The organism is Glacieibacterium sp. (assembly GCF_965200405.1).
Taxonomy (GTDB): domain Bacteria; phylum Pseudomonadota; class Alphaproteobacteria; order Sphingomonadales; family Sphingomonadaceae; genus Glacieibacterium.
The window spans coordinates 656,217-682,546 of sequence record NZ_OZ241356.1 but is presented as its reverse complement, the minus strand read 5'-3'; the positions used below and the strand labels follow the sequence as shown (position 1 = coordinate 682,546).

22 protein-coding genes are annotated in these 26,330 nt (G+C 67.4%); 10 read left to right on the top strand and 12 right to left on the bottom strand.

The window, feature by feature from the left end; genetic code table 11:
* Together ACOFKW_RS03060 and ACOFKW_RS03055 are read right to left on the bottom strand one after the other, a co-directional pair.
* On the bottom strand, positions 1-2,004 hold the full coding sequence (locus ACOFKW_RS03060; RefSeq protein WP_419815887.1) for a BamA/TamA family outer membrane protein: 2,004 nt from the start codon (positions 2,002-2,004) through the stop codon (positions 1-3).
* A 208-nt stretch (positions 2,005-2,212) separates the two neighbouring features.
* Complete coding sequence (locus tag ACOFKW_RS03055; protein WP_419815886.1) at positions 2,213-5,170, bottom strand: PAS domain S-box protein; 2,958 nt, start codon at positions 5,168-5,170, stop codon at positions 2,213-2,215.
* 418 nt (positions 5,171-5,588) lie between these two features.
* On the opposite strand from ACOFKW_RS03055, the gene ACOFKW_RS03050 reads away from it, so the two are divergent.
* The 10 genes from ACOFKW_RS03050 (at position 5,589) to ACOFKW_RS03005 (ending at position 14,257) form a co-directional block, all read left to right on the top strand.
* Positions 5,589-7,787 (top strand): TonB-dependent siderophore receptor, encoded by a 2,199-nt coding sequence (locus ACOFKW_RS03050; protein WP_419815885.1) that lies wholly within the window; start codon positions 5,589-5,591, stop codon positions 7,785-7,787.
* A gap of 46 nt (positions 7,788-7,833) precedes the next feature.
* The gene (locus ACOFKW_RS03045) at positions 7,834-8,103 is read left to right on the top strand and encodes a hypothetical protein (RefSeq protein ID WP_419815884.1); all 270 of its coding nucleotides are present in this window, start codon (positions 7,834-7,836) and stop codon (positions 8,101-8,103) included.
* A complete protein-coding gene (locus ACOFKW_RS03040; RefSeq protein ID WP_419815883.1) occupies positions 8,100-8,543 on the top strand; it encodes a periplasmic heavy metal sensor in 444 nt (147 codons plus the stop codon). Before ACOFKW_RS03045 ends, ACOFKW_RS03040 begins: the two co-directional genes overlap by 4 nt.
* Complete coding sequence (locus ACOFKW_RS03035) at positions 8,540-9,130, top strand: RNA polymerase sigma factor (protein ID WP_419815882.1); 591 nt, start codon at positions 8,540-8,542, stop codon at positions 9,128-9,130. Before ACOFKW_RS03040 ends, ACOFKW_RS03035 begins: the two co-directional genes overlap by 4 nt.
* 20 nt (positions 9,131-9,150) lie before the next feature.
* Positions 9,151-10,836, top strand: a complete 1,686-nt coding sequence (locus tag ACOFKW_RS03030; RefSeq protein WP_419815881.1) for a copper resistance system multicopper oxidase — start codon at positions 9,151-9,153, stop codon at positions 10,834-10,836.
* Positions 10,833-11,738, top strand: coding sequence for a copper resistance protein B (locus tag ACOFKW_RS03025; RefSeq protein ID WP_419815880.1), 906 nt, complete (start codon positions 10,833-10,835; stop codon positions 11,736-11,738). Before ACOFKW_RS03030 ends, ACOFKW_RS03025 begins: the two co-directional genes overlap by 4 nt.
* Positions 11,739-11,831: 93 nt before the next feature.
* The gene (locus tag ACOFKW_RS03020; protein WP_419815879.1) at positions 11,832-12,563 is read left to right on the top strand and encodes a DUF4198 domain-containing protein; all 732 of its coding nucleotides are present in this window, start codon (positions 11,832-11,834) and stop codon (positions 12,561-12,563) included.
* A 31-nt stretch (positions 12,564-12,594) separates the two neighbouring features.
* Complete coding sequence (locus ACOFKW_RS03015; protein WP_419815878.1) at positions 12,595-12,963, top strand: hypothetical protein; 369 nt, start codon at positions 12,595-12,597, stop codon at positions 12,961-12,963.
* Positions 12,960-13,661 (top strand): HupE/UreJ family protein, encoded by a 702-nt coding sequence (locus ACOFKW_RS03010; protein ID WP_419815877.1) that lies wholly within the window; start codon positions 12,960-12,962, stop codon positions 13,659-13,661. Before ACOFKW_RS03015 ends, ACOFKW_RS03010 begins: the two co-directional genes overlap by 4 nt.
* Complete coding sequence (locus ACOFKW_RS03005; protein ID WP_419815876.1) at positions 13,658-14,257, top strand: hypothetical protein; 600 nt, start codon at positions 13,658-13,660, stop codon at positions 14,255-14,257. Before ACOFKW_RS03010 ends, ACOFKW_RS03005 begins: the two co-directional genes overlap by 4 nt.
* On the opposite strand, the gene ACOFKW_RS03000 is transcribed toward ACOFKW_RS03005, so the two are convergent.
* The 10 genes from ACOFKW_RS03000 to ACOFKW_RS02955 form a co-directional block, all read right to left on the bottom strand.
* Positions 14,254-15,180, bottom strand: coding sequence for a 2-hydroxyacid dehydrogenase (locus ACOFKW_RS03000; RefSeq protein ID WP_419815875.1), 927 nt, complete (start codon positions 15,178-15,180; stop codon positions 14,254-14,256). The genes ACOFKW_RS03005 and ACOFKW_RS03000 overlap by 4 nt on opposite strands.
* On the bottom strand, positions 15,158-18,313 hold the full coding sequence (locus ACOFKW_RS02995; RefSeq protein WP_419815874.1) for an efflux RND transporter permease subunit: 3,156 nt from the start codon (positions 18,311-18,313) through the stop codon (positions 15,158-15,160). Before ACOFKW_RS02995 ends, ACOFKW_RS03000 begins: the two co-directional genes overlap by 23 nt.
* A gap of 10 nt (positions 18,314-18,323) precedes the next feature.
* A complete protein-coding gene (locus tag ACOFKW_RS02990; RefSeq protein ID WP_419815873.1) occupies positions 18,324-19,538 on the bottom strand; it encodes an efflux RND transporter periplasmic adaptor subunit in 1,215 nt (404 codons plus the stop codon).
* Positions 19,538-20,770 (bottom strand): TolC family protein, encoded by a 1,233-nt coding sequence (locus tag ACOFKW_RS02985; protein ID WP_419815872.1) that lies wholly within the window; start codon positions 20,768-20,770, stop codon positions 19,538-19,540. Before ACOFKW_RS02985 ends, ACOFKW_RS02990 begins: the two co-directional genes overlap by 1 nt.
* 57 nt (positions 20,771-20,827) lie before the next feature.
* On the bottom strand, positions 20,828-21,178 hold the full coding sequence (locus ACOFKW_RS02980; RefSeq protein WP_419815871.1) for a hypothetical protein: 351 nt from the start codon (positions 21,176-21,178) through the stop codon (positions 20,828-20,830).
* Positions 21,175-22,341 carry an amidohydrolase gene (locus tag ACOFKW_RS02975; protein ID WP_419815870.1) on the bottom strand — a complete coding sequence of 389 codons (1,167 nt, stop codon included), beginning with the start codon at positions 22,339-22,341 and terminating at the stop codon, positions 21,175-21,177. The genes ACOFKW_RS02980 and ACOFKW_RS02975 overlap by 4 nt, the downstream gene beginning before the upstream one ends.
* Positions 22,342-22,344: 3 nt before the next feature.
* Positions 22,345-22,842 carry an Lrp/AsnC family transcriptional regulator gene (locus tag ACOFKW_RS02970; RefSeq protein WP_419815869.1) on the bottom strand — a complete coding sequence of 166 codons (498 nt, stop codon included), beginning with the start codon at positions 22,840-22,842 and terminating at the stop codon, positions 22,345-22,347.
* A gap of 31 nt (positions 22,843-22,873) precedes the next feature.
* Complete coding sequence (locus ACOFKW_RS02965) at positions 22,874-24,259, bottom strand: aminotransferase class III-fold pyridoxal phosphate-dependent enzyme (protein WP_419815868.1); 1,386 nt, start codon at positions 24,257-24,259, stop codon at positions 22,874-22,876.
* 129 nt (positions 24,260-24,388) lie between these two features.
* Positions 24,389-25,462 carry a tartrate dehydrogenase gene (locus ACOFKW_RS02960; protein WP_419815867.1) on the bottom strand — a complete coding sequence of 358 codons (1,074 nt, stop codon included), beginning with the start codon at positions 25,460-25,462 and terminating at the stop codon, positions 24,389-24,391.
* A gap of 34 nt (positions 25,463-25,496) precedes the next feature.
* Complete coding sequence (locus ACOFKW_RS02955) at positions 25,497-26,330, bottom strand: GNAT family N-acetyltransferase (RefSeq protein WP_419815866.1); 834 nt, start codon at positions 26,328-26,330, stop codon at positions 25,497-25,499.

Here is a 26,330-nt window from a genome sequence, read left to right as displayed (position 1 = left end):
TCAGAATGCCTGGCCGATGGAGATGTACAATGCGACGCGCGCCTCGCCGGGACGGCGGCCCAACGGCGTTGCGATGTCGACGCGCATCGGCCCGAAGTTGGTATAATAGCGTCCACCGATGCCGGCGCCGTAACGCATGCCGCTGATCGACGGCATCGACTTCTCGCCGACACGGCCGGCGTCGAGGAAGGGCACGACCCCGAAGTTTCCAAAGCGGTAGCGCACCTCGGCTCCGAACTCGGTCAGCGAGCGACCGCCGAGCGGATTATTGTCGGCGTCGCGGGGGCCGAGCTGCTGGTATCCGAAGCCGCGCACCGAGCCGCCGCCGCCGGCGTACAGCCGCCGCGAGGGCGCGATGTCGTCGCGTGGCGCCCCGACGATGCTGCCGAGACGGGCCCGACCGGCGAGCACGAACGCGTCCGAGATCGGGAAATAGCCGCTCGCCTCGAACAGGCCGCGGCCATAGGATTGGAAACCGCCGCTGGTACGCTTCTGCGCTTCCGGGCTGACGCGCGCGGTCAGGCGGAAACCCTTGGTCGGGTCGAGCAGGCTGTTCGATCGGTCATAGCCCAGCTGCAAGGGCAGGGCCGCGATGAAATAGGTGCCGCGGTCGCGATCAGCCCTCGCCGCGTCGAAAGCGGTCTCGCGCGAGGCGATCAGCTCACCGCCCAGCGACCAGGTCCAGCGCTTCTGCCACGTCGGCGTGCTGCTCCGCGACAGGCTGGAGTTGAGGTTGAACGTCTCAGCATTGTACGCATCGAAGCGCTGCCGCGCGACCGAGGTGCCGATCTGGAAGGCCCGGTCGCGTTGCCCCGCGTTCGATCGCCGGAACTGGGCGTTGACGCTCTGCTCCTGCGTACCCGCGACGGCGGACACCGTCAGCGCGCCTTCGGGCGGGAACAGGTTCCGATGGGTCCAGCTGCCGGTCGCCTTGAAGCCCTCGCCGGTGCCATAGCCGAGCCCGCCGGCCAGCACGCGCCACGGCCCCTTGGTCTGGTTGACCTCCAGGTCGACGACCTCGGTGCCGTCCTCGGCCACCACGCCGGTCGCAACCGGCCGGACCGCGACGCCCGACAACAGGCTGGTGCCGACCAGCGCCTGTCGCAGGTCGTCGAGCTGGCGGCTGTCATAGATTTGCCCGGCCTTGAAGCGCGGCAGGAGCGCGATATGGCGGGCGTCGAAAACCTCGTCGCCGGCGATCCGGAAACCACCGAAGCGTGCCTTGCGCCCCGGCGTCAACGGCAGGGTATAGTCGCCGACATGGGTCGCTCCATCGAGCAGGATGTCGCGCTGGCCGACCACAACGAACGGATAGCCCCGCTCCGGCAGCCGGAGAGCGATGCGCGCCTCGCCACCCTCCACGTCCGCCGCGACGATGGGATCGCCGGTTTTCAATTCCAGCGCTTCGAGCGCAAAGCCACGCGGCTCCGGCGCAGCCCCGGTGATCGTGATCGAACCCAGCGCATAGCGCGGTCCGGGTGTCGCGGTGAGCGCGACCGGTAGCTGCCCGTCCTTGTCCGGAACAGGGCCGACGACGGTGCTCGCGACGGCATCGAAATAGCCCTCGGACCGCAACAGCCGCTCGGCCAGAGCCTTGTCCTCGTCGGCTCGCGCCGACACCTGCGCGGCATTGCCGGCCTTGCGGCCTTTCGACAGCAACGCTGACAGCGCCTTGAATCGAGCTTCGAGACCGACCTTGGCCAGGCCCTCCAGGGTGACCCGGTAGCGGATATCGGGTGCCGGAGCATCGGTAGTGGAGATGGCGGGGGGCGTCTCGGCAGCAGCTCCCGCTAGTGGCACCAGCGGCGTGCCCAGGGCTGGATCGGGGACGATCGCGGGAGGCGAGGCAGGCTCCGCTGTAGCCGGGCTTGGCGTCAACGACGGTAATTGAGCCTGAAGTTCCTGCTCCGACAGCGGCTGGGCCACGGCCGGCGCATACCAGGCCAGCAGGGCAGGAACGGCGAGCAGGCACCGCCCGCAGCGACTGGAGACGAAACCTCGCAACTCCTCTAGCCGCCCTGGCGCTCGGCGAGTGGGAAATTGCGCCGAACGCAGGCAGCGGCCGATATCCTATCGGAGCATGAGCTGTAAGATTTGGTCATCGGCCTTTGAACCAACACGCATGGACAAGGGTCCGTCCATAAGGCGATTGTAAACAAACGTCGACACTTGGCGTCGATCTTGATGGTTTAAAAACCGGGTCCGGCGACCGTCAGTTCATCAGAATGTCGGATAGTCGCTGCGCCAGTGCATCGACGGCGAACGGCTTGGTCAACAGCTCCATCCCAGGCTCGAGGAAGCCGCCGCTCAATGCGGCATTCTCGGCGTAGCCGGTCATGAACAGGATCTTGAGGTCGGGACGCTGCAGACGCGCGGCTTCGGCCATCTGGCGTCCGTTTATCCCCGGCAGCCCGACGTCGGTGACGAGCAGGTCGATCGGTTGGTTCGAGTGCAGGATCGCCAGGCCGGACGGGCCATCGATCGCCTCGAGCGTCCGGTAGCCCAGGTCGCCAAGCACTTCGACGACGAGATCGCGGACGGCCGTTTCGTCCTCGACGACCAGCACGATCTCGGCGTGCTGTGTCGCCACCGCGGCGGCGGGCGCCTCGCTTGGTTCGGCATCCTCAACTTTGCCGTAGAAGCGCGGCAGGTAGAGTTTGACGGTGGTGCCCCGCCCAAGCTCGGAATAGATCTTCGCATAGCCGTCGGACTGTCGCGTGAAGCCATAGATCATCGACAGGCCCAGTCCGGTGCCTTGCCCGATCGGCTTGGTCGTGAAGAACGGCTCGAAGGCCTTTTCGATCGTCTCGCTGCTCATGCCGGTGCCGGTGTCCGAAACGCAGATGCAGACATATTGCCCGGGCCGGACATTGCGAGACGGCATACCATAAGTGTTATCGAGGTGGGCGTTGCAGGTCTCAATGGTCAGCTGACCACCGTCCGGCATCGCGTCACGGGCGTTGATGGCGAGGTTCAGGATCGCACTTTCGAGTTGGTGCGGATCGCACAGCGCCTGCCACAGTCCGCCGGTGGTCACCATTTCCAGGCGGATTTTCTCGCCCAGGGTACGGCGCAACAGCTCCTCGGTGGACGACACCAGCCGGTTGGCATCGACCGGTTTGGGATCGAGCGGCTGGCGGCGCGAGAATGCCAGCAGGCGGTGCGTCAGCGCCGCTGCGCGGTTCGCCGATGTCAGCGCGACGGTGGCATGGCGCTCGATCTCGCCCGAGCGACCGGCTGCGATCTTGCGCTGCATCATGTCGAGGCTGCCGATGATGCCGGTCAGCAGGTTGTTAAAGTCGTGCGCGATGCCGCCGGTCAGTTGGCCGACCGCCTCCATCTTCTGCGCCTGGCGCAGCTGTTCCTCGGTCTTGGCCCGTTGCGCGACCTCCTCAAGCACGCGGCGCTCCAGCGTCTCGTTGAGCGTCAGCACTTCAGCTTCGATCGCCTTGCGTGCGGTGACGTCGATCGCGGCGCCGATGACCCGGATGCAGACGCCGTTCGCGTCGAACAGCCCCCGGCCCTTCGCCGCGATCCATCGAACCAGCCCGTCATCCCGCCCGATCGTGCGGTATTCGACGTCGTAGAGTGAGCGCGCCGCCGGATCGAGCGCGAGCGAGAACGCGCTCATCGTCGCTGCGACGTCCTCCGGATGCACCCCGTCCGAGAAATCCTCCAACGTTACCGGACCGTCCGAAGTGATGCCGAACATCGCCTTGACGCGCGGCGGCCAGAACAAGGTGTCGGTCGTGACATCATAGTCCCACAGTCCGATTTCGGCGGCCTCGGTCGCCAGCCGCAGCTGCTCCTCGTTTTCCAGCAGGCGCTGCTCGGCGCGGCGGCGTTCGTCGATATCGATAACGGAACCGACATAGCCGAGGAACTCACCGTCTTCGCTGAAGCGCGGGCTCGCGGCGTCGATCGCCCAGCGGTAGGAGCCGTCAGCCGAGCGCAGGCGGTACTCGACCCGGAAATTGGCGCGCGCCGCATTGGCTTCGAAGAAGGCCTGCTCGGTATGCGCCCGGTCGTCGGGATGGGTGACTTCCAGCCAGCCATAGCCCTCGGCCTCCGCCTCGGTCTGACCGGTGAACTCGTACCAGCGGCGATTGAGGTACAGGCAATAGCCGCTGGGGTCGGTCACCCACATCATCACCGGAGCATTGTCGGCCATGTTGCGAAAGCGGCCCTCGGTCTCGGCAAGAGCGGCGCGATCGGCGCGTTGCGCGGTTTCATCGCGGGCGATCTTGAGGAAGCCACGCTCGCGTCCGGCCTCGTCGCGCGGCAGCGGATGGACGGACCCGTTGAGAAAGACCCGGGTACCATCGGCGCGCTGATGCCACCGCTGGTCGAGCGCCTGCCCCTCCCGGCTGGCCGTGGCGACCTCTCGCTCGGGCTGCCGGTCGGCGCGATCCTCGGGCGTGAAGATCTCGTCGGCGGACTTGCCGATCATCTCGGCGATCGGTCGCCGGAAGATTGCTTCGGCGCCCTTAGACCAGTCGGTCACGCGGCGATCGGCATCCATCGTGATGATCGCGTAGTCGCTGGCGCTGTCGACGACCAGGCGGAGCCGATGCTCGCTGGCTTGGGCGAGATCGACCTCCCCCTCGCGCCGCATAAGGGTGCGCCGCAACTCCAGCTGGCTCATCACCTGGCGGGCCAGCACCTCCAGCGTCAGACGCTGGCGATCGGTGATGCCCTGGGGTCGGGGCACGATATCGAGAACGCACAGGCTGCCGATCGGCACACCTGCCGGCGTCTCCAGCACCGCGCCGGCATAGAAGCGCCAGCCCGGTTCGGCAGCCACCATCGGATTGGACCTGAACCGCTCGTCGTCGCGCAGATCGGGTACCACGATGATCCCCTGCTGGCGGATCACATAAGCGCAGAGCGACACGTCGAGCGGCAGTTCGTCGGAGCCGAACCCGACTTCAGCCTTGAACCACTGCCGACCCTCGGCGAGCAGGCTCACCGCCGCTATTGGCGCCTCGAAGATGTCCGCGGCCAGCCGAACGATATCGTCGAATGCCGCTTCACGTGACGTGTCCAGGATAGCGTAGCCGCTCAACGCTTCGAAGCGCGCGCGGTCATCGTCCGATCCCTCAGCCTGGCCAAGGCTGCTCCCGCCGTGTTGATCCAGCGAATCACCGGCATCACCGGGAACAGAAATCATCTAATCCACTCATAGTTTTCAGCGTGTTGCATGTTCTAACGTCCGGAGCGCGATTTTGGCACGGCGAACTTTACCGCGGGTAGCCATCGGGATTGCCGGCCAGTTGACCCGTCACGATAGCGGATCGCCTTCGATATCCCGGCAGCAGGCGCGGGCGACCTTTGCCGCGTCGTCGCGGCGCTTTTGTCCGCCTCGCACTGAAAGTCGCTGCGATGACGACCCGGCAGATCATGCGTCATTTACCGATATTTCAATATAACGACACTCGAACGCCGGTCGACTCGGCGGCTTATACCGGAATGGCGCGGCATACTTTCGGGTGAGACGCTTCCTGAATCGGCACGACCGGTAAGTTCGGATCGTGACCGCCAAGAAATAAGAGGTGCTCTGGGAAATTCGATTTAACCGGGGAAGCAACATGAAGTCACATTGTTCCAGGTCTCTGCCGATCAAGTCGGTTGCGCTGATCCTAGCCGCGAGCCAGGCCCCGTCTCCACTGCTGGCGCAAACGGAAATCGCGCAGGCCGACGAAATTCTCGTTACCGGGCGGATCCAGGCCTATCGCGGCAATGTTCCGCTGGAGCAGCTTCCCCAGGCGACGCAGGTTATTTCGGGAGCGACGCTCCAGCAACTCAACATTACCCGGCTCGACGCCGCGCTCGACCTGTCGGCGAGCATTTCGCGACAGAACGGCTTTGGCGGTATGTTCGACTCGTTCGCCATCCGCGGCTTCGTCGGTGATCCCAATTCGCCGACCGGCGTGCTGGTCAACGGCTTCAACGGCGCTCGTGGCTATGCCGGCCCGCGCGACGCCTCGAACGTCGAGGCGATCGAGGTGCTGCGTGGCCCGACATCGGCCTTGTTCGGCCGCGGCGAGCCCGGCGGCACGGTCAACATCGTCACCAAGAAACCGTTCTTCCGCGCCGGCGGGCAGGTCCAGGCCAGTATCGGCCGCTTCGACACCTATCGCGGCGAGCTCGACTACAACCTGCCGCTGAACGACAAGGTCGCGGTGCGCGTCACTGGCGCCTATGAGCAGGGCGACAGCTTCCGCGACACGCTCCATTCCAAGAAGTTCACGATGTCGCCGTCGGTCCTGCTCAAGCTCGACGACTTCTCCGCGAATTACGAGCTCGAGTTCACCAAGCAGAAGACCCCGTTCGATCGCGGCGTCGTCGCGATCAACGGCGATCCCGGCGCGCTGCCGCGGTCACGTTTCCTCGGCGAGCCCAGCGACGGCAACATCTCCAGCACGGTCGTCGGACATCAGCTCCAGGCCGAGCAGAAGCTGTTCGCCGATTGGAAGCTGATCGGCGGCATCGCCTATCGCTACACCTCGTTCGACGGCTTTGGCGAGGACCCCGAATTCGCCGCCGCTCGCAACCCGTTCTTCCTCGACGGCCGGACCCTGTCGCGCCGCCGCATCTTCCGCGACTACACCGGCAAGGACCTGATCCCGCGCGCCGAAGTGTCGGGCAGCCTGATGACCGGTTCGATCAAGCACAACATCCTGTTCGGCGGCGATTACGAGTGGTTCAAGCTCGACATCCTGCAGACGCGCTATCGTCCGCCGGCGCTCAGCGCCGCGCAGCGGGCCGAGGTCGCATCGGGCAATATCTCGGCCGCGACGCTGCGCACCCTGAATGCCATCGACATCTTTAACCCGGTCTATACCGACGTGACGGCGCTGCCGATGTCGGCCTTCCAGAGCCGCACCGAGGTTGCCAAGGCCTGGGGAACCTATCTCCGCGACCGCATCGAGCTGACCGACTGGCTGTCGATCCAGGCGGGTATCCGCTATGACGACTATCGCCAGACGGTGGTCAACCGACTGGCCCGGGCGGCCAATCCGACTGGCTATGTCCCGACCTTCCAGAAGTTCAACCAGTGGAGTCCGTCGGTCGGCCTCAGCGTCAAGGCGAGCGAGGAACTGACTTTCTACGGCAGCTTCTCCAAGGGCTTCCGGGCGAACACCGGCGTCAACGTGCGCAACGAGGCATTCCGCCCCGAATCCTCCAAGTCGTACGAGGTCGGCGCCAAGTTCGACATCCTCGACAACCGGCTGAGCGGCACCCTAGCCCTGTACAAGATGGAGAAGTCGAACGTCCTGACCGCCGATCCGGTCAATGCCGGCTTCACCCTCGACGTCGGTCGCGCCAAGAGCAAGGGCGTCGAGTTCGACCTGAACGCCAAGCTGCCGGGCGAGATCACCGGCGTGCTGTCTTATGCCTATACCGACGCCTATATCGCCGACGACATCCTCGATCCCGACTTCGGGCGCACGATTTTCGCCGGCGATCCGCTAATCAACATTCCCAAGCACAGCGTCAGCGCGCTGCTGTCGAAGGAGTTCATGATCGGCGAGCGCGCGCTGAATGTCGGTGGCAGCGTCAAGTACGTCTCTAGCCGCCTCGGCGAGACCGCCACCACCTACCGGCTGCCGGGCTATACGACGGTCCGCCTGTTCGGTGCGCTCGACGTGACCGAGGCGATCCGGGTCTCTGCCGACGTCAACAATCTGTTCAACGTGCACTATTACCCGTCGTCGTACGCGGCCCTGTGGACGGTGCCGGGCGCGCCGCGCGAATGGACGATCAGGGCTGCCTACAAGTTCTGAGGGTCGAAGGCCGGTTTCGCGTATGAAGGCGCAGGGAGACCGGCCTGTGGACGATATCGATCAGCTTCTGGCACGGCTCGGGGCGCGCGCTGAGCCACCCGGGCTGGCCGACATCGACGGCCGCGTGCTGTCCCGGATCGCCGACGCCCAGCGGCAGGGCCAGGGTTTCCTGGTCCGCCTCGGCGCCGCCTTCGCCGGTCTGGCACTGGTCGCGGGCGTCGCGGGCGGCGGCGCGTCGGTGGCGTTCGCCCGTCACGCCGACGCGGTGTCGCCGCTGGCGCTGGCACCCTCGTCGCTGCTGATCCCGCGCGAATGAACGCGGTTCGCGCCGCACTGCTGATCGGCCTGTTGGCCTTTGTCGCGGCGTTCGGCGGCGTCTACCTCGGTCGCAGCCTGTTCGCCCCCGCCGAGCCTGCCGGTGGCGTCGAACTCCACCATCTGATCCACGACGGCCTCGACCTCGCGCCCGATCAGCATGCCCGTCTGGAAAAGCTGGAGCAGGATTTCTCGATCCGCCGCCGGGCGCTGGAGATGGAGATGCGCGCCGACAATGCCCGGCTGGCGGCAGCGATCGAGGCCGAGCATGGCAACGGCCCCCAGGTAAGCGCCGCGATCGACCGCACGCATCATGTCATGGGCCAGCTCCAGAAGGAGACGCTGGCGCATGTCTTTGCGATGCGCGCGCTGCTCACCCCGGCGCAGGCCGCGAAGTTCGACAAGGCGGTCGTCAAGGCGCTGACCGCCGACGGCGGGTGAATTTCGAGGCGCTGACCGACGGCGAGCTGGCGACGCTGGCGCTTGCCGGCCGTGACCGCGCTTTTGCCGAGATCATGCAGCGGCATCGCGGCGCACTCTACCGCATCGTCGTCGGCAACGTCGGCGACCCCGACGAGGCGCTCGACCTGGTGCAGGAAAGCTTCCTGTCGGCGCACCGTGCCTTGTCGCGCTATGACGAGACGCGGTCGATGCGCGGATGGCTGGCGACGATCGCAGTCAACAAATGCCGTGACTGGGGCCGGCGGCGCGCAGTGCGGCGGGTGTTCGCCTTTGCCCGGCGGATCGACGATGTCGCCGAGCAGGTGCCGATCGACCTGCCGGGACAGGACGTCACCACCGCCGACCGCCAGGACCTGGCAAAGGTCGCGCACGCGGTCACCGAACTGCCCGAAAAGCTGCGCGAGACGTTGGTGTTGCGGGCGATCGAGGGACTGTCGCAAGCCGAGGTCGCGGCGATCCTCGGGATCAGCGACAAGGCGGTCGAGACCCGGCTGTACCGTGCGCGTGCGGCGTTGAGCCGCGCGGTCGGGCGAGGGCCGGATGGCCCGGCTGCGTACCCAGCCTGACAGCCTGAGTTAGGGATCGAATGAACAGTCTTTTCAATCGTCGCCAGCTGCTGCGCGGCACGGTCGCCGCCGGTGTCGGGCTGGCGCTGCCGGCGTGGGCGCAGCCGGTATCGGCGGGCATCAGGTCTGCCCTGCCGACAGTCTCGGGCGAGGATATCGAGCTGCGCATCGCCGAGCAGATGATGATGGTAGACGGTCGCTACAGCCATGCGATCGGCATCAACGGGACCGTGCCGGCACCGCTGGTCCGGCTGCGCGAGGGGCAGAATGTCCGGCTGAAGATCTTCAACACGCTCGACGAGGATAGCTCGCTCCATTGGCACGGGCTGATCGTGCCGACCCAGTTCGACGGCGTGCCGGGCATCTCGTTCCCGGGCATCCCGGCGCGGTCGAGCTTCACCTATGAATTCCCGGTCCGCCAGGCAGGGACCTACTGGTATCACAGCCATTCCGGGTTGCAGGAGCAGATCGGGCTGTACGGTCCGATCGTCATCGATCCGGCCGGCGTCGATCCGACCGTCTCCGACCGCGAGCATGTCATCGTGCTGTCGGACCATAGCCAGCTGCATGGTCACGAGATGTATCGCAAGCTGAAGCTGCAGGGCGGTTATTACAACCGGCAGAAGCAGACGCTGGCGGGACTGCTGGCGGGCCGCGACCAGAAGCCGGCGGAGCGCGTCGAATGGGGCGCGATGCGCATGGACCCGACCGATATCGGCGACGTCACCGGGTCGGCGTACACCTATCTCGTCAACGGCAACGGGCCGCAGGACAATTGGACCGGGCTGTTCAAGCCGGGCGAGCGGGTCAGGCTGCGCTTCATCAATGCCTCGGCGATGACCACCTTCAACGTGCGTATCCCCGGACTGAAGCTGAGTATCGTGCAGGCCGACGGGCTCAATGTCCGGCCGGTCGAGGTCGAGGAATTCCAGTTCGGCCCGGCCGAGACCTATGACGTCATCGTCCAGCCGGTCGAGGACCGTGCCTACACCTTGGTCGGCGAGAGCATCGACCGCTCCGGCATGGCGCGCGCCACCCTGGCCCCGCGCGCCGGCATGGTCGCCGCCGTACCGCCACTGCGCACCCGTCCGGTCGCGACGATGAAGGACATGGGCATGGACATGAGCGGCATGTCCGGGATGCACGACATGGACATGTCGATGCGCAATTTCGACAATGGGCCGAACGTGGCGCGCAATCCCGGCGTCCAGACGCTGTCGCCGATGGCGGTGGACCGCACCGGTTATCCCGGCCAGGGGCTGGAGGATGTCGGCCACAAGGTGCTGACCTATCGCGACCTGGTTGCAGTCGACCGCAACCCCGACGTGCGGGCGCCGGGGCGGGCGATCGACATCCACCTGACCGGCAACATGGAACGCTATATGTGGTCGTTCGACGGGGTGAAGTTCAGCGACGCCAGCGAGCCGATCGCCTTCACCCAGGGCGAGCGCGTCCGGGTGACGCTGGTCAACGACACGATGATGGGCCACCCGATCCATCTCCACGGGCACTTCTTCGAACTGGTAACCGGCAAGGGCGAGTTCGCGCCGCGCAAGCATACGGTGCTGGTCCAGCCCGGCGGCCGCGTCAGCTTCGACCTGACCGCGGACGCGATCGGCGACTGGGCCTTCCACTGCCACATGCTGTACCACATGCACGCCGGCATGATGCGCGTCGTCAGCGTTCGCCCCGCGGTGGCGGCATGACCCGGGCATCGTTGCTGATCGCATTGCTGGTCGCGGGTCCGGCCGCGGCACAGGAGATGGACCATTCGATGCACGGCATGCCTCCCATGCCGCCGGCGGCGCCGTCTGCTGCTGCCGCTCCTGCCGCTACGCCGACGGCGGAGGGTGGCACGGCGCTCAAGCCCGGCGGCGGGCAGGCGCCCGACGTTCCCACCGATCACTATGCCGATCGCTTTTATCCGCCCGCGACGATGCAGCGGGCCCGCGACGAGATGCATGCCGAGCACGGCGGCCAGTCGTTCTCGCAGGTGATCTTCAACCTCGCCGAATACCAGGCGGTTAAGGGCGGCGACGGCTATCGCTGGGACGGCGAGGCGTGGATCGGCGGCGACATTAACCGCCTGACCCTCAAGACCGAGGGCGAGGGGCTGCTTCGCGGCGGCGTCGAGGCGGCAAAGGTCCAGGCGTTGTACAGCCGCGCCGTCGACCCTTACTGGAATCTCCAGGCCGGTGTCCGCCACGATTTCCGCCCCGGCCCGCAGCGCACCTATGCGACCGTCGGCGTCGAGGGGCTGGCGCCCTATTGGTTCGACGTCGAGGCCGCGCTGTTCCTGTCCGACAAGGGCGATCTGCTGGCGCGCGTCGAGGGCTATTACGACCAGCGCATCACCCAGCGCCTGATCCTGCAGCCCCGCGCCGAGCTCAACTTCGCCGCGCAGGACGTGCGCGATAACCGGATCGGCTCGGGTCTTTCGACCGTCGAGCTGGGCTTGCGCCTGCGTTATGAGCTGGCGCGCGAGTTTGCGCCGTACGTCGGGGTATCGTGGGAGCGCAAGGTCGGCGACACCGCCCGTTTCGCCCGGGCCGACGGCGACGGACGAACGTCGAAGAGCGTCGTTTTCGGCGTGCGATTCTGGTTCTGAGCAGGCGAATATGCTGCATCCGTCGTAACAAGAGCTAATTCTGCGGACGATCCGGACTTAGCTTGGTGTGCAGGTCATCAAAGGGTGCAGCACATGAAGCGACTTTCCTTCGTCCTCGCCGGCGCAATGGTCGCGGGTGCGGCATTGCCGGTCGAAGCGCACGGCATCTGGTTCGCGCAGCGCGCCAAGCAACTCGCGATCATCTACGGCATCGGCGCCGACGACCTCGAAGCGGTCAAGCGCCAGCCGAACATGCACGACCTCAAGGCCTATGATGCCGACTACCAGCCGATCGGCGCGGCGTTGCGCACTGCCGGTTCGCTGGTGATCGTCGACACCGATGCCGCGCCGACGCTGGTCTCGGTGATCCTCGACAACGGCACCTGGTCGTGGCTGCCCGGCGGCGAGATCGTCAAGAAGGGCCGCGACGAGGCACCGACCGCGACCCGCGCCGAGACGACGCTGAAATACGCCGTCACCATCCAAGGTGCGCTGAGCAAGCCGATCCCGCCGCTCGCCGGGCAGGTCCTGCAGATCGTGCCGGTCGGTGCGATTCCGACCAAGCTCGGCACGCCGCTGACCTACCGCGTCCTTTTCAACGGCAAGCCGGTCGCCGGTGCCGAGGTGATCAACGACATGGTCAATGATCCCGATGCGACGCCGGTCAAGACGAAGGCCGATGGCACCGTAACGATGCCGGTGCGCAACCAGGGCCTGAACATCATCCGCGCAGTTCAGGTTGGCCCGACCGACAACCCCAAGAAGATCGACCGCTACGAGTACACCGCGACGCTGGCGTTCACCCTCGCCCATGTCCCCGAATAGCCTGCGCATCCAGAAACCAGGGAGTTTTCCGATGAAGATCCAGCTTATCGCCCTTGCCGCGTTGCTCGTCGCCCAGCCGGTCCTCGCTCATGGGAACATGAAGCCCGAGCATGGCGGGCAGGTCCAGATGAACGGCGAGACGCTGTTCGAGCTCGCCACCACCCCCGCCGGCACCATGCTGTACGTCAGCGAGGACGACGAGCCGGTCACCGCCACGGCAATGACCGCCAAGCTCAGCATCACGTCGGGCACCGCCAAGCAGGAGGTCGCGATGACCCCGGCGGCAGGCAACAGCTTCGTCGCCAAGGGCCTCAAGCTCGCCAAGGGCGCCAAGGTCGGCGTCATGGTCATCGACGGCACGACCAAGGCGCGCTCGTCGACGATCTTCACGATCAAGTGACCGCGATCACGCGCTACGCCGGCCTCTGGCTGGCGCTGCTCGCCCTCGGCCTGTCCGGGGACGCCTTCGCGCACGGCGTCGCCGAGGCCGACAAGGCGTTCATCCAGAACAATCCCGGCGTCAACATCGTGCCGTACCTGTACCTCGGCGCCAAGCACATGGTGACGGGCTACGATCACCTGCTGTTCCTGTTCGGGGTGATCTTCTTCCTCTACCGAATGAAGGACGTCGCCAAATACGTCTCGCTGTTCGCCGTCGGGCACAGCGTTACGCTGCTGGCGGGCGTGCTGTTCAACATCCACGCCAATTCATACATCGTCGATGCGATCATCGGGTTCTCGGTCGTCTACAAGGCGCTCGACAACCTCGGGGCCTTCCCGACCTTGTTCGGCTTCCAGCCCAACCAGAAGATCGCGGTGCTGGTGTTCGGCTTCTTCCACGGCTTCGGCCTGGCGACCAAGCTGCAGGATCTTATCGTCTCGCGCGACGGGCTGCTGGCCAACCTCGTCAGCTTCAACATCGGTGTCGAGGCCGGGCAGCTGATGGCGCTCAGCGTCATCCTGATCCTGATGACCCTGTGGCGGCGCACGCCGAACTTCGCGCGCAGCGTCGTCGTCGCCAACACCGTGCTGATGTGCGCGGGCATCATCCTTGTCGGCTACCAGCTGGCCGGCTTTGCGACGGAGCGGACGATATGAGCAGCGCACCCTATCAGGCCTCGGCGCAGACGCTGGGTCGTGCCTCGCTGGCGGCGCTGGTCGCCGGCGGCATCGTCCTGACGCTGTTCGTGCTGCCCGCCGAGTACGGCATCGACCCGACCGGCGTCGGCAAGGCGCTCGGCCTGACCCGCATGGCGGGCGGCGACGATGCCGAGACCGCAGCCGAAGCGCGGGTGCCGGACAGCGTCGAAAACACTGCCGTGGCGCCGGTGCCGGTGCAGTCGAAGGCGAACATCGCCAAGGCCACAACCTTCCGCAGCGACGAGAAGACGATCACCCTGGCCCCGCATGCGGGCATGGAGATCAAGTCGCGCATGTCCACCGGCGACAGCTTCGTTTTCCGCTGGACGTCGAGCGCCCCCGTCCGGATGGACATGCACGGCGAGCCCAAGGGCGCCACCGAGGGCCAGTTCACCAGCTATTGGAAGCAGAAGGATCTGACCTCGGCGCAGGGCAGCTTCACCGCACCGTTCGACGGCACCCACGGCTGGTACTGGCGCAATCGCGGTGAAACCCCGGTGACGCTGACCGTCAAGACCGAGGGCTTCTACGGCGAGTTGTTCGAGCCCGCCTAATAGCCGCGGTTGCGGTCGACGCGGCCGACCAGCTCGCCGCCCGCGATGTAGCGCTGCAGATTGGCGATCAGCGCTCGGCCCGCGCCGTCGGCATCGGTGGCGGACGCGGCGTGCGGCGTCACGACGACGCGAGGGTGGCTCCACAAGGCATGACCGGCGGGCAGCGGCTCGACCTGCGTCACGTCGAGCACGGCGCGCGAGACCTGACCGCTGGCCAGCGCGGCAAGCAGGTCGTCCTCGACCAGGTGGCCGCCGCGCCCGGCGTTGACGATTGACGCGCCCGGCGGCAGCAGCGCGAACAGCGACGCGTCCATGATCCCGCGTGTCGTGTCGGTCAGCGGCAACAGGCACACCAGGATATCGCAGCCCCCGATGAAGTCGGCGAACTGCGCCTGGCTGTGGAAGCAATCGACCCCCGGAATGTCGCGCGGCGAACGGCTCCAGCCGCGCAGCGCGAAGCCGAACGCCGACAATGCCTGCAGCGACGCCTCGCCCATCTGGCCGAGGCCCATGATCCCGACACGGCGCTTGGCCGCGGGCGTCTGCGGGATCGACTTCCAGCGCTGCTCGGCCTGTTGCGCGGTGTAGTCGAACAGGTGGCGGTGCAGCGCCAGCACGCTCATCGCGACATATTCGGCCATGCCGTCGGCCAGTCCGGTCTCGACCAGCCGCACCACGATGACGGGCTCGGGCACCACCGACAGGTCGAGCTGATCGACGCCGGCACCGATCGAGAACAGGATCTCGAGGTTGGGAAAGCGCTCCAGCAGGCCGGGCTCGAGGGTCCATGCCGACAGGTAGCGGATGTCGGCGGGATCACCGACGTCGGGCCATAGCCGAAGCTCGATGCCGGGCGCTTTCTGCGCGAACAGTTCGGCCCAGCGGCGTCCGCGGGCTGGATCAGCCTTGTACAGCAACGTCATGGATCGGCCTTTCTGCGGAACGTGAATGAACGAGGCGGTATAGCGCCGGCAAGACCAGCAGGGTCAGGATCGTCGACGAGATGATGCCGCCGATGACGACGGTCGCCAGCGGGCGCTGGACCTCCGACCCCAGGCCGACGTTCAGCGCCATCGGCACGAACCCCAGGCTGGCGACCAGCGCCGTCATCAGCACCGGGCGCAGCCGCGACAGCGCGCCCTCGCGGATCGCATCGTCGAGGCCCATCCCCTCGGCGCGCAACTGCCGCACGAAGCTGAGCATGACGACGCCGTTGAGCACCGCCACCCCCGACAGCGCGATGAAGCCGACACCCGCCGAGATCGACAGCGGGATGCCGCGCAGGATCAACGCCGCGACCCCGCCGGTCAGCGCCAGCGGCACGCCGGAGAACACCACCGCGGCATCGCGGATCGACCCGAACAGCGCGAACAACAGCCCGACGACCAGCAGCATCGCCAGCGGCACGACCACCTGCAGGCGGGTAGCGGCCGACTGAAGCTGCTCGAATGTGCCGCCATAGGCGATCCAATAGCCGGCCGGGACCTTGACCTCGGCGGCGACGCGCTTGCGGACTTCGGCGATGAACGAGCCGAGGTCGCGGTCGCGGACGTTGACCGTCACCACGGCGCGGCGCTTGCCCGCCTCGCGGCTGATCTGATTGGGCCCGGCGACCTGTTCGATCCGCGCTACCTCGGCGAGCGGCACGAAGCCGCGACTGCCGTCGGGACGCGGCGGCAGCGCCACCGGCAGGCGGTCGAGCACGCCGGGATCGGTGCGCAGCCGCTCCGGCAGGCGGACGACGATGTCGAAGCGGCGGTCGCCTTCGAAGACCTCGCCCGCGGTGGTGCCGCCCATCGCCGTCGCCACGACCTGCTGGACGTCGGCGACGTTGAGGCCCAGCCGGCTCAGCGCCAGCCGGTCGGGGATGACCTGGATGAACGGCAGGCCGCTCATCTGCTCGACCTGCGCATCCTGCGCGCCGGGGACCTTCTCCAGCACCGCCTGCACCGCGTCGGCGGTGGTGCCGAGCAGGGCCAGGTCGTCGCCGAAGACCTTGATCGCGACATCGGAGCGGACGCCGGCGATCAACTCGTTGAAGCGCATCTGGATCGGCTGGAGGAACTCGTAGCGCGATCCCGGGACCTGGGTGACCGCCTCCTCCATCTCGGCGACCAGGGCGCCCTTGGTCTTGCGCGGGTCGGGCCATTCGGCGCGGGGCTTCATCAGCACGAAGGTATCGGCGACCGACGGCGGCATCGGGTCGGTGGCGACATCGGCGGTGCCGATCTTGGCGAACACGTCGCGTACCTCCGGAAAGCGTTTCAAGCGGCGTTCGAGCGCCTCCTGCATCGCCACCGCCTGCGTCAGGCTGGTGCCGGGGATGCGCAGCGCATGCAGGGCGATGTCGCCCTCGTCGAGGTTGGGGATGAACTCCGACCCCATCCGCGACGCCGCGAAGCCGCTGAGCGCGACCAGTGCCACCGCGCCGAGCAGCACCGCACCGCGCCACGCCAGCGCCCAGCGCAGCAGCGGTGCGTAGCGCGCCTTCGACCAGCGCATGACGCGGTTCTCCTTCTCGTCGACGCGACCGGTGACGAAGGTCGCGACCGCCGCGGGCACGAAGGTCAGCGACAGCAGCAACGCCGCGACCAGCGCGATGACCACGGTGATCGCCATCGGGTGGAAGGTCTTGCCCTCGACGCCCTCGAGCGCGAAGATCGGCACATAGACGATGGTGATGATGGCGACGCCGAACAGACTCGGCTTGATCACCTCGGCCGAAGCCCCGGCAGCGAGATCGAGGCGTTCGGCCCTGTTCAGCAGGCGCCCGAGCCGGTGCTGCGCCTCGCCGAACCGCCGCAGGCAGTTCTCGACGATGATCACCGCGCCGTCGACGATCAACCCGAAGTCGAGCGCCCCGAGGCTCATCAGATTGCCCGACAGGTCGTAGGCGACCATCCCGGTGATCGTCAGCAGGAACGAGAACGGGATGACCGCGGCGGTGATCAGCGCGGCGCGGAAGTTGCCGAGCAGCAGGAACAGCACGACGATGACCAGCAGCGCGCCCTCCGCCAGATTCTTCTCGACGGTCCGCACCGTCGCCTCGACCAGCGTCGACCGGTCGTACAGCGCGTTGGCGACGATCCCCGCAGGCAGCGAACGGTTGACCTCAACCAGCTTCGCGGCGACCGCCTTGCTGACCTCGCGCGCATTCTCGCCGACCAGCATCAGCGCGGTGCCGAGCACGACTTCCTTGCCGGCGTGCGTCGCCGCGCCCGATCGCAGCTCGGAGCCGATCACCACGTCGGCGACATCGGCGACGCGGATCGGCGTGTTGCCGCGATAGGCGACGATGATCCCGGCGAGGTCGCTTTCGCCGGTCGCCTGGCCGGGCACCCGGATCAGGAACTGCGCTCCCGAACGCTCGACATAGCCGGCACCGACATTGGCGTTGTTGCGCTCCAGCGCCGCCGCGACGTCGCCCATCGTCAGGCCATAGGCGACCAGCCGGTCGGGCAGCGGCGTCACATGGTATTGCTTGCGAAAGCCGCCGATGGCGTTGACCTCGGTGACACCGGGCACGTTGCGAAGCTGTGGGCGGACCACCCAGTCGTGCAGCGTACGCAGGTCCTGTGCGGTGTAGGCCATGCCGTCGGGCTTGCGCGCCCCCGGCCGGGCGTCGAGCGTGTACATGAAGATCTCGCCGAGCCCGGTCGCGATCGGCCCGAGCTGCGGTTCGACCGTCGGAGGCAGGCTGCCGCGCACCGACTGCACGCGCTCCGAGACGAGCTGTCGCGCGAAATAGATGTCGGTGCCGTCGCGGAACACCGCCGTGACCTGCGACAGGCCGTAGCGCGAGACCGAGCGAGTGTATTCCAGCCCCGGCAACCCGGCCAGCGCGGTCTCGACCGGATAGGTGACGCGCTGCTCGGACTCCAGCGGCGAGAACCCGGGCGCCGGCGTGTTGATCTGGACCTGGACGTTGGTGATGTCGGGGACCGCGTCGATCTTCAACCGACCGAAAGCCGCGATCCCGATAGCGCCGAGCAGCAGGACGATCGCGAGGACCGCCCAGCGCTGCCGGATCGACAGCCTGATGATGCGTTCGAGCATGTCGCTCTCCTCAATGATCGTGGCTGGCGCCGGATTTCTCGATATCGGCCTTCACGACATAGCTGCCGGTCGCCGCATAGGCCTGGCCGGGCTTGATGCCGGACAGGACCTCGGTCCACTCGGAGCCTTGCTGGCCGAGCTTCAGCATCCGCACCTCGTAGGTCTCGCCGATCTTGGCGAAGACGACGGTGAAATCGCGGAACGACTGGAGCGCGGACGTCTTGACCGCCAGCGGCACGCGGCGGCGCTCGACGGTGACCAGGCCCTTGACGTTCATGCCGGGAAACCAGCCGCCGCCCGGCAACTGCGCGCGCGCCGTCAGCGACTGGCTGCCGATGTCGGCGATCGGCAGGAAATCGCGGACCGTCGTGCGCTGCGAGCGGGTGCCTTCGAGGCCGCGCACCGTGATCGCCTGTCCGGCGCGGACGCGTTCCATGTCGCGCGGGAAGACCGGGAACTCGGCGACGGCACGCGATGCGTCGGCGATGACGAACAACGGCTCGCCGCCGGTGACCGCGCCGACGTTGGTGCGGCGCTCGGTGATCGTTCCCGACATCGGCGCGGTGACCGAATAGGTCTGCAGGCTCTCGCTGCTCTCGACCCGGGCCAGCAAGGCACCGGCGCGGACGCGGTCGCCGATATTGTGCTGCACCGACATCACCCGGCCCGGATATTTCGCGCCGACCTGGGCGGTGGCTGCCGGATCGAGCGCGACGCGGCCGATCAGCTCGACGGTCTGCGCGATCTCGGCAGGGCCGGCCGTCTCGATCGTGATGCCCGCGGCCCGCGCCGCGGCGTCCTTGATGACGGCGCGGCCTTCGGGAGAGGCGAACTTCCAGACGTGGCTGCGCCCACCTTCCCGGGCCATGACCTCGACGTCGAAGCTGTGCGGCTCGACCACCGTCGCATCGCCGCGAAGATAGGTTTCCTCGGGGCGGAAGGCGAAGCGATCGACCTCGCCGTCGAGGCGGGTCAGCACGACGGTCGCATCGACGCCGGCCAGCACCGGCTTGTCGGCGCGATAGGCATACAGCCTGAACTCGGGCGGCACGCCGTCCTCGAACACCGTCAGCTCGATGGCGAAGTCACCGTCGCGGAGCATCCGTCCGTTGTGGGGACCGCGTTCGTATTCGGCACCGGCGACGGCATGCTCGGCGGGCTTGGGGGCCGGCTCGCTGCCGCAGGCCGAAAGCAGCAGGGCGGCGATAAGGATGGTACGGCGCATCAGCGGGCCTCCCGGGCGATATCGGCGAAATGCCCGGTCAGGCGGTCCAGCCTGACCTGGGCGAGATGGAAGCGCGTCGCGGCGGCGATCATGCGCGACGTCGCCTCGGCCAGCGCGGTGCTGGCGCTCGACACGTCGAGGAAGGCGAAGCCGCCGCGCGCATAGCCGGCGCGCACCTCCGCCAGTGTCTGTCGCAAGCCGGGCAGGACGCGGTCGCGGATCGACTCTGCGGCGTGCTTGGCCTCCTCGACTTCCTCGGCCGCGGTGTCGATTTCGCGTGACCGCTGGAAGCGTTCGACCGCGAGATTGGCTTCGGCCTGGCGACGCCCCGCTTCGGCGCGGTCGATGTTGGCGCGGTTCAGGTGACGGTTGGACAAGGGCATCGAGACGCCGGCGATCAGCGCGATGTCGCCGCTGCCGACGAGGTAGCGCGGCCCGACCATGACGCTGGGGTCGGGCACCGCCTGGGCGCGCTCGAGGGCGATGCTCGCTTCCGCCTGCGCGCTACGGGCCTGGTAGACCGCAAGGTCGGGCGGCGAGGGCGGGTGATCCTGCTCGACATGAACGAGTTCGAGGAAGTCGGTGGTCGGGATCTCGATGCCGTCGACGCTTCCGGCCCATAGCGCCACCAGCCGCGCGATGCAGCGGTCGCGCTCGTGCGTCGCGACCTCCAGCTCGACCTCGGCCTCGACCAACTGGGTCCGGGCGCGGGTGCCGGCGAACAGCGGATCGCGCGCCGCCGTGACGCGGCGCCCGACCTCCTGCGCCACGGTCCTGGCCAGCGCCAGCCGGTCCCTGGCGGCGCCGAGCGCGACCGATGCCGACTGCGCCTCGATGTAGAGCTTCTGGGTCTGCGCCGCGACCTCCAGCCGGGCGACGACCGCCTCGGCACGCGACACGTCGAGCTCCCGGTCGACGAAGGCGAGGCGGGCGGCGCGCTTGCCCCCGCGCTCGATGCGCTGGGTATAGGCGACGTCGAACTGCATCTGGTCGCGCAGGTCGCGGCCGCCGACGCCGAGGTTCTCGCTCTGCGCGTCGATCGTCGCCAGCGGCCTGGTGTCGGCAGCGCGGCGCGACGCCGACAGGCCCGAGTCACGCGCCCGCGCAACCTCGTTCTGGGGTGAAAAGGCCAACGCCCGGCCCAGGGCGTCGTCGAGCGACAGTGGTGCCGCCTGTGCCGCAAACGGCATGCAGGCGACCGCGAGCATCGCTGCCCGCATCGATATAGTCATGGCTGATCCGATCCGTAGCTGGGACGTCGGCGCGGGGATGTCCGCGCGCGGTTCGGATCAGGCTGCGGGTGGCTCGACCAGCGGTGGCGTCGCGTGGGAGGTCAGCACCACCGCCGGCCCCATCACCGGTGCTGCTGCAGGAGTGGCAACGGGGGCGGCGAGCGCCGGCGCGACGGAGACATTGTCGGCGTGGAGATGGAGATGCACGACCGGCGCATCGCCGGGATCGCCGACATCGTCGTAATGCGCGGAGTGCAGTTCGTCCTGGAACTCGTCGCTCAGGCGGTCGCCGATCGTCTGGGCCTGGGAATGATGCGATACCGCTTCGGACATCGTCGCGTGCGACACGCACAGCGTCATCATCATGGCCAGCACGAGGGCGCGAAACCAGGGCGACAACAGCGTCACGTCTCGGGCAACAGTCGTTCGGCGAGCTCGGTGAACCAGGCGATGCCGATGGGGATTACCTTGTCGTTGAAGTCGTAGGCCGGGTGATGGAGCGCCGCACCGCGCGCGCCGCGACCCTGTCCTAGCCAGACATAGGCCCCCGGTCGAGCCTGGAGCATGAAGGCGAAATCTTCCGAGGTAAACGCCGGGTCGGGAGCCATCGCCGCGTCGTCGCAGACCGCCGCAGCCGCTGCCAGCGCCTCTGCAGCCGCCGCCGGATCGTTGATCGTCGCCGGGTAATAGCGATTATAGTCGACGCTGATCGACGTGCCGCTGGCCAGCGCGACACCGGCGGCGATGTCGCGTACCGCAGCCTCGATCATGTCCTGTATCGCACCGTCGAAGGTCCGCACCGTGCCAAGCACTTCGACGCTGGCCGGGATGACGTTGTGGGCGTGGCCGCCCGCGACCTTGGTCACCGACAGCACGGCGGCGGCGGTCGCCGGGACGCGGCGCGAGACGATGGCGTTGAGTTGGGTGACGAGATCGCAGGCGGCGAGGATCGCGTCCGGTGTCTGGTGCGGCAGGGCAGCATGGCCACCGCGCCCCGAGACGATGATCTGGAAGCGGTCGGCCGACGCCATGATCGCGCCGGGTCGCGTCCGGATGCTGCCGACCTCAAGGTCGGGCCAGTTGTGCAGGGCGAATACCCGGTCGCACGGAAAACGCTCGAACAGCCCGTCGTCGATCATCACCTTGGCGCCGCCCTGGCCTTCCTCGGCGGGCTGGAAGATGAAGTTGATCGTCCCGGAGAAGCGCCGCGTCGCGTGCAGGTGGCGAGCGGCGCCGAGCAGCATCGCGACATGCCCGTCATGGCCGCAGCCGTGGAAGACGCCTGGAACGGTGCTGGCGTAGGTCACGCCGCTTTCCTCGTGGAAAGGCAGCGCGTCCATGTCGGCGCGAAAGCCCAGTGTGCCCTGGCCGTCGCCACTGCGCAGCACGCCGACGACGCCGGTGCCGCCGATGCCCGTGGTCACCTCCAGCCCGATGTCGCGCAGCGTCGCGGCGATGGCGGCGGCGGTGCGGTGCTCCTGGAAGCCGAGCTCAGGGTGCGCGTGGATGTCGTGGCGGACCGCCATCAAAGCGGGCACCAGAGCCATGATCTCGTGGGTGTCGGCGCGCATGTCCTACTCCGATCGCTCGTCGAACAGCGCGTCGATCGGCGGGTTGCGCTTGATGACGCCCGCCTTGATGACGATGTAGCTGAAGTATTTCTCGATACCAAAGTCGCGCTCGAGGATGCTCTCGATCGTCTCCTGGTAGTGGCTGACGTCGCGCGCCACGAACTTGAGCAGATAGTCGTAGCCGCCGCTGACGAGGTGCGCCTCGACGATTTCCGGGACCGTGCGTGCCCGCTGCTCGAAGCGCGAGAAGTCGCCGCTGCGGTGGTCGGTCAGCGTCACCTCGGTGAACACCGTCAGCATCGAGCCCAGCTTGGCAAGATTGATCGTGGCGCCATAGCCGATGATATAGCCGTGCTTCTCCAGCCGCTTGACCCGCGACAGGCAAGGGCTGGGCGACAGGCCGACGGCTTCGGCAAGGTCGACGTTGGTGACGCGGCCGTTATTCTGGAGATACGCAAGGATCTTGAAATCCAGGCGATCCAGCTTCGGCCCCAAGCTCATCTCGGTGATCTTTCAAGGCGTCGGACCACCATCATGGATCAACGATTGCGCTACGAACATCGGGCTGGTCAAGTACCGCGTCGAGCGTCCGGGTCAGCCGGGCGAGCAAAACCTCCATGTCGTCGACGCTGCAGCTGAGGGCCGGCGCAAGGCCGATCGAACCGTCGGCGAACGCACGGAATATCAGGCCATTCGACCAGGCGGTGGCGGTCAGCCGGTCCGCCAGCCCGAGCGCCGGGTCGAAACGCGCCTTGGTCGACTTGTCGGCGACCAGCTCGATCGCCGCGAGCAGCCCGCGCTGCCGGACATCGCCGACCAGCGGGTGCGCGGCCAGTTCGCCCAGCCGCTCACCGAAGCGCACCGACCGCGCCTGGCCGTTCGCGAGGATGCCGCCCTCGGTGTACAGGCGCAGCACCTCCAGGCCGACCGCGGCGCTGACCGGATGGCCCGAATAGGTCTGGCCGTGGCCGATCGGCAGGTGGTTGTCGGGACCGTCGGCGATCGTCGCGTACACGGCCTCGGTCATCAGCACGGCGCCCATCGGCGCGTAGCCGGCGGTCAGGCCCTTGGCGAGGGTCATCAGGTCGGGGGTGACGCCCTCGGCCTCGCAGGCGAACATCGGGCCGGTGCGTCCGAAGCCGGTGATGACCTCGTCGGCGACGAACAGGATATCGAGTTCGGTGCAGGTCTCGCGCATCGCCCTGAGCCAGCCGACCGGCGGCACGACGACACCGCCGGACCCCTGGATCGGCTCGGCGAAGAACGCGGCGACATTGTCGACCCCCAGCGCCTCGACCTTGGCGCGCAGCTCGGCGACGGAAGCGGCGATCAGCGCCTCGCCGTCGCGGCCCTGAGGATCGCGGTAGGCATAGGGCGCCGGGATGTGATGCTGCCACGCCAGCGGAACGTCGAACTGGCGGTGAAAGGCGGGCAGGCCGGTCAGCCCGGCGCCGGTCGTCGACGAGCCGTGATAGCCCTTGTCGAGCGCGATCATCTGCTTCTTCGAAGGCAGCCCGCGGGCGTTCCAATAATGCACGATGAAGCGCACCGCGCCATCGATCGCATCGGACCCGCCGAGCGAGAAATAGACGCGGTCCAGTCCCGGCGGCGACAGCTCGACCAGCTTTTCCGCCAGCCGGATCGCCGGTTCGTTGGCAAAGCCGAAATAGCCGGTGGCGTAGGGCAGGCGGCGCATCTGCTCGGCAGCGGCCTCGACCACCGACTCTTGGCCGTAGCCGATGTTGACGCACCACAGCCCGGCGAACGCGTCGAGCAGGCGGTGGCCCTGGCTGTCGGTCAGGTACATGCCGTCGCCGCTGGTCAGCACGGTGGCGCCCTTGCGCTCGTGTGCGCGATAGGCGCTGACCGGGTGGATCAGGTGCGCCCGGTCGATTTCGATGAGCGAGTTGCTCTTCATCAAGCCTGCCTTCTCGTGTCAGCAAGCCAGCATATCGCGTCGCCGGGTGCAGTGATCCCGATCGCTGCCGACGCGGCTGCACGGCCTGCCGAAGTTCCTCGCGCAGCGGCAGATTCTGCCGCCGTGTACTTAGCTGATCGCCGCTGCGATCGCCTTGCCGCACTCGACCGTGTTCGCCGTGCCCTTCAGGTCGCGGGTGCGGCCCGACGCGTCGACCAGCACGGTCTCGATGGCACGGACGATCGCCGCGGCGGCCTCGGTCTCGCCGAAATGGTCGAGCATCAGCGCCGCCGACCAGATCTGCCCGACCGGATTGGCGATGCCCTTGCCTGCGATATCGGGCGCCGAGCCGTGGACCGGTTCGAACAGCGACGGCACCGAGCGGTCGGGATTGATGTTGCCGCACGGCGCGATGCCGATGGTGCCGGTGCAGGCCGGACCGAGGTCGGACAGGATGTCCCCGAACAGATTCGAGGCGACGACGACGTCGAACCAGTCCGGGTGAAGCACGAACTGCGCGCACAGGATGTCGATATGGTATTTGTCGGTGCGGATCTCGGGATAGGTCGCCGCCATCGCCTCGACCCGGCTGTCCCACCACGGCATCGTTATGGCGATGCCGTTCGACTTGGTCGCCGAGGTCAGGTGGCGCTTGGGGCGGCGCATCGCCAGGTCGAAGGCATAGCGCAGGATGCGGTCGGTGCCGAAGCGGGTCATCACCGTTTCCTGCAGCACGACCTCGCGATCGGTGCCCGGGAAGGCGGTCCCGCCGATTGCCGAATACTCGCCCTCGGTGTTCTCGCGGACGACCATGAAGTCGATGTCGCCGGGCTCGCGACCGGCCAGCGGGCAGGGCACACCTGGCATCAGCCGCACCGGCCGCAGGTTGACGTACTGGTCGTACTCGCGACGAAACTGGATGAGCGAGCCCCATAGCGAGACATGATCGGGCACCGTGTCGGGCCAGCCGACGGCGCCGAAGAAGATCGCATCGACGTCGCCGATCTGCGCCTTCCAGTCCTTGGGCATCATCTCGCCGTGGCTGAGGTAATAGTCGCAGCAGGCGAAGTCGTGCCACTGCTGCTCGATCGTGAAGCCATAGGCCGCTGCCGCTGCTTCCAACGCGCGAATGCCCTCCGGCATGACTTCCTTGCCGATGCCGTCGCCGGGGATCACGGCGATGCGGTAATTGCGTCCGGTCATGCGGTTTTCCTCGGGTCGGTAGCGACGCAGGTCATCAGCTGAATGCCTGGCTGATGATCGCGAACGACTGTTGGGCGGCGGGTATCCTGGGGAAGTCGCCGGCGATCATGGTCACGCCGTTATCGACGCGGGAGATGCCCAGATCTTCCAGCCAGTCGGACAGCCCGCAGTCCGCAGGAATGTCGAGCCGCGTGAACTCGCCGGCGCGCGAGCCCAGCCAGTGCGAGATCAACGCCTTCGCTCGATTGATGTCGGGCGCGATGACCGGGCCGATGACATAGCCGCGACCAAAGCGCCGGAAGCACGCCACCCCGGCGACCTCCTCGTTGTTGTCGAGGATGACGGTCTGGGCGTTGGCCAGGAGTTCGGCGACGACAGCAGGGCGGTCCAGCCCGGTGGCGTTGGCGATCAGCGCGGCGACGCGCTCGCCGTCGCGCGAGCCGAGCGGACGAATGCGCTCGCCCGCCTCCAGCCCGACGATCGGCACCGAGAATGCCGCGCCCTGGTGCTGCAGGATCTCGCCGACGCCGTTGAAGCCCATCTTGCGGTACAACGGCACCGCTGCCTTCGTCGAGATCAGCAGCATCGTCGCGCAGCCCGACCGCTCCATCGCCGTCTCGACCACGATCCGCCCGATGCCGCCGCCCCGATGGGTACGCGACACCAGGACCATTCCCAGCGTCGCGATGCCGGGGCCGCAGGGAAACCACATCGCCGTGGCGACGATCTCGCCGCTCATCTCGGCGACGACGCCGTTGCCCGCGGTCAGCATCATGTCCCAGTCTTCGAGACGGTGCGGCCACTTCTCGACCCTCGTCAGCTTGAAGGCGGCGACCAGGTCGGACTTCTCCATGGCACGCAGGCTCAA

What these genes read in the sequence shown, in the direction of transcription:
- ACOFKW_RS03040 (WP_419815883.1), top strand. Translation starts at nt 8,100, where the DNA reads ATGAACGCGGTTCGCGCCGCACTGCTGATCGGCCTGTTGGCCTTTGTC.
- ACOFKW_RS02960 (WP_419815867.1), bottom strand. Translation starts at nt 25,462, where the DNA reads ATGACCGGACGCAATTACCGCATCGCCGTGATCCCCGGCGACGGCATC.
- ACOFKW_RS03000 (WP_419815875.1), bottom strand. Translation starts at nt 15,180, where the DNA reads ATGACGTTGCTGTACAAGGCTGATCCAGCCCGCGGACGCCGCTGGGCC.
- ACOFKW_RS03015 (WP_419815878.1), top strand. Translation starts at nt 12,595, where the DNA reads ATGAAGATCCAGCTTATCGCCCTTGCCGCGTTGCTCGTCGCCCAGCCG.
- ACOFKW_RS02975 (WP_419815870.1), bottom strand. Translation starts at nt 22,341, where the DNA reads ATGCGCGCCGACACCCACGAGATCATGGCTCTGGTGCCCGCTTTGATG.
- ACOFKW_RS02985 (WP_419815872.1), bottom strand. Translation starts at nt 20,770, where the DNA reads ATGACTATATCGATGCGGGCAGCGATGCTCGCGGTCGCCTGCATGCCG.
- ACOFKW_RS03050 (WP_419815885.1), top strand. Translation starts at nt 5,589, where the DNA reads ATGAAGTCACATTGTTCCAGGTCTCTGCCGATCAAGTCGGTTGCGCTG.
- ACOFKW_RS02970 (WP_419815869.1), bottom strand. Translation starts at nt 22,842, where the DNA reads ATGAGCTTGGGGCCGAAGCTGGATCGCCTGGATTTCAAGATCCTTGCG.
- ACOFKW_RS03025 (WP_419815880.1), top strand. Translation starts at nt 10,833, where the DNA reads ATGACCCGGGCATCGTTGCTGATCGCATTGCTGGTCGCGGGTCCGGCC.
- ACOFKW_RS03055 (WP_419815886.1), bottom strand. Translation starts at nt 5,170, where the DNA reads ATGATTTCTGTTCCCGGTGATGCCGGTGATTCGCTGGATCAACACGGC.
- ACOFKW_RS03020 (WP_419815879.1), top strand. Translation starts at nt 11,832, where the DNA reads ATGAAGCGACTTTCCTTCGTCCTCGCCGGCGCAATGGTCGCGGGTGCG.
- ACOFKW_RS02990 (WP_419815873.1), bottom strand. Translation starts at nt 19,538, where the DNA reads ATGCGCCGTACCATCCTTATCGCCGCCCTGCTGCTTTCGGCCTGCGGC.
- ACOFKW_RS02995 (WP_419815874.1), bottom strand. Translation starts at nt 18,313, where the DNA reads ATGCTCGAACGCATCATCAGGCTGTCGATCCGGCAGCGCTGGGCGGTC.
- ACOFKW_RS03005 (WP_419815876.1), top strand. Translation starts at nt 13,658, where the DNA reads ATGAGCAGCGCACCCTATCAGGCCTCGGCGCAGACGCTGGGTCGTGCC.
- ACOFKW_RS03030 (WP_419815881.1), top strand. Translation starts at nt 9,151, where the DNA reads ATGAACAGTCTTTTCAATCGTCGCCAGCTGCTGCGCGGCACGGTCGCC.
- ACOFKW_RS02965 (WP_419815868.1), bottom strand. Translation starts at nt 24,259, where the DNA reads ATGAAGAGCAACTCGCTCATCGAAATCGACCGGGCGCACCTGATCCAC.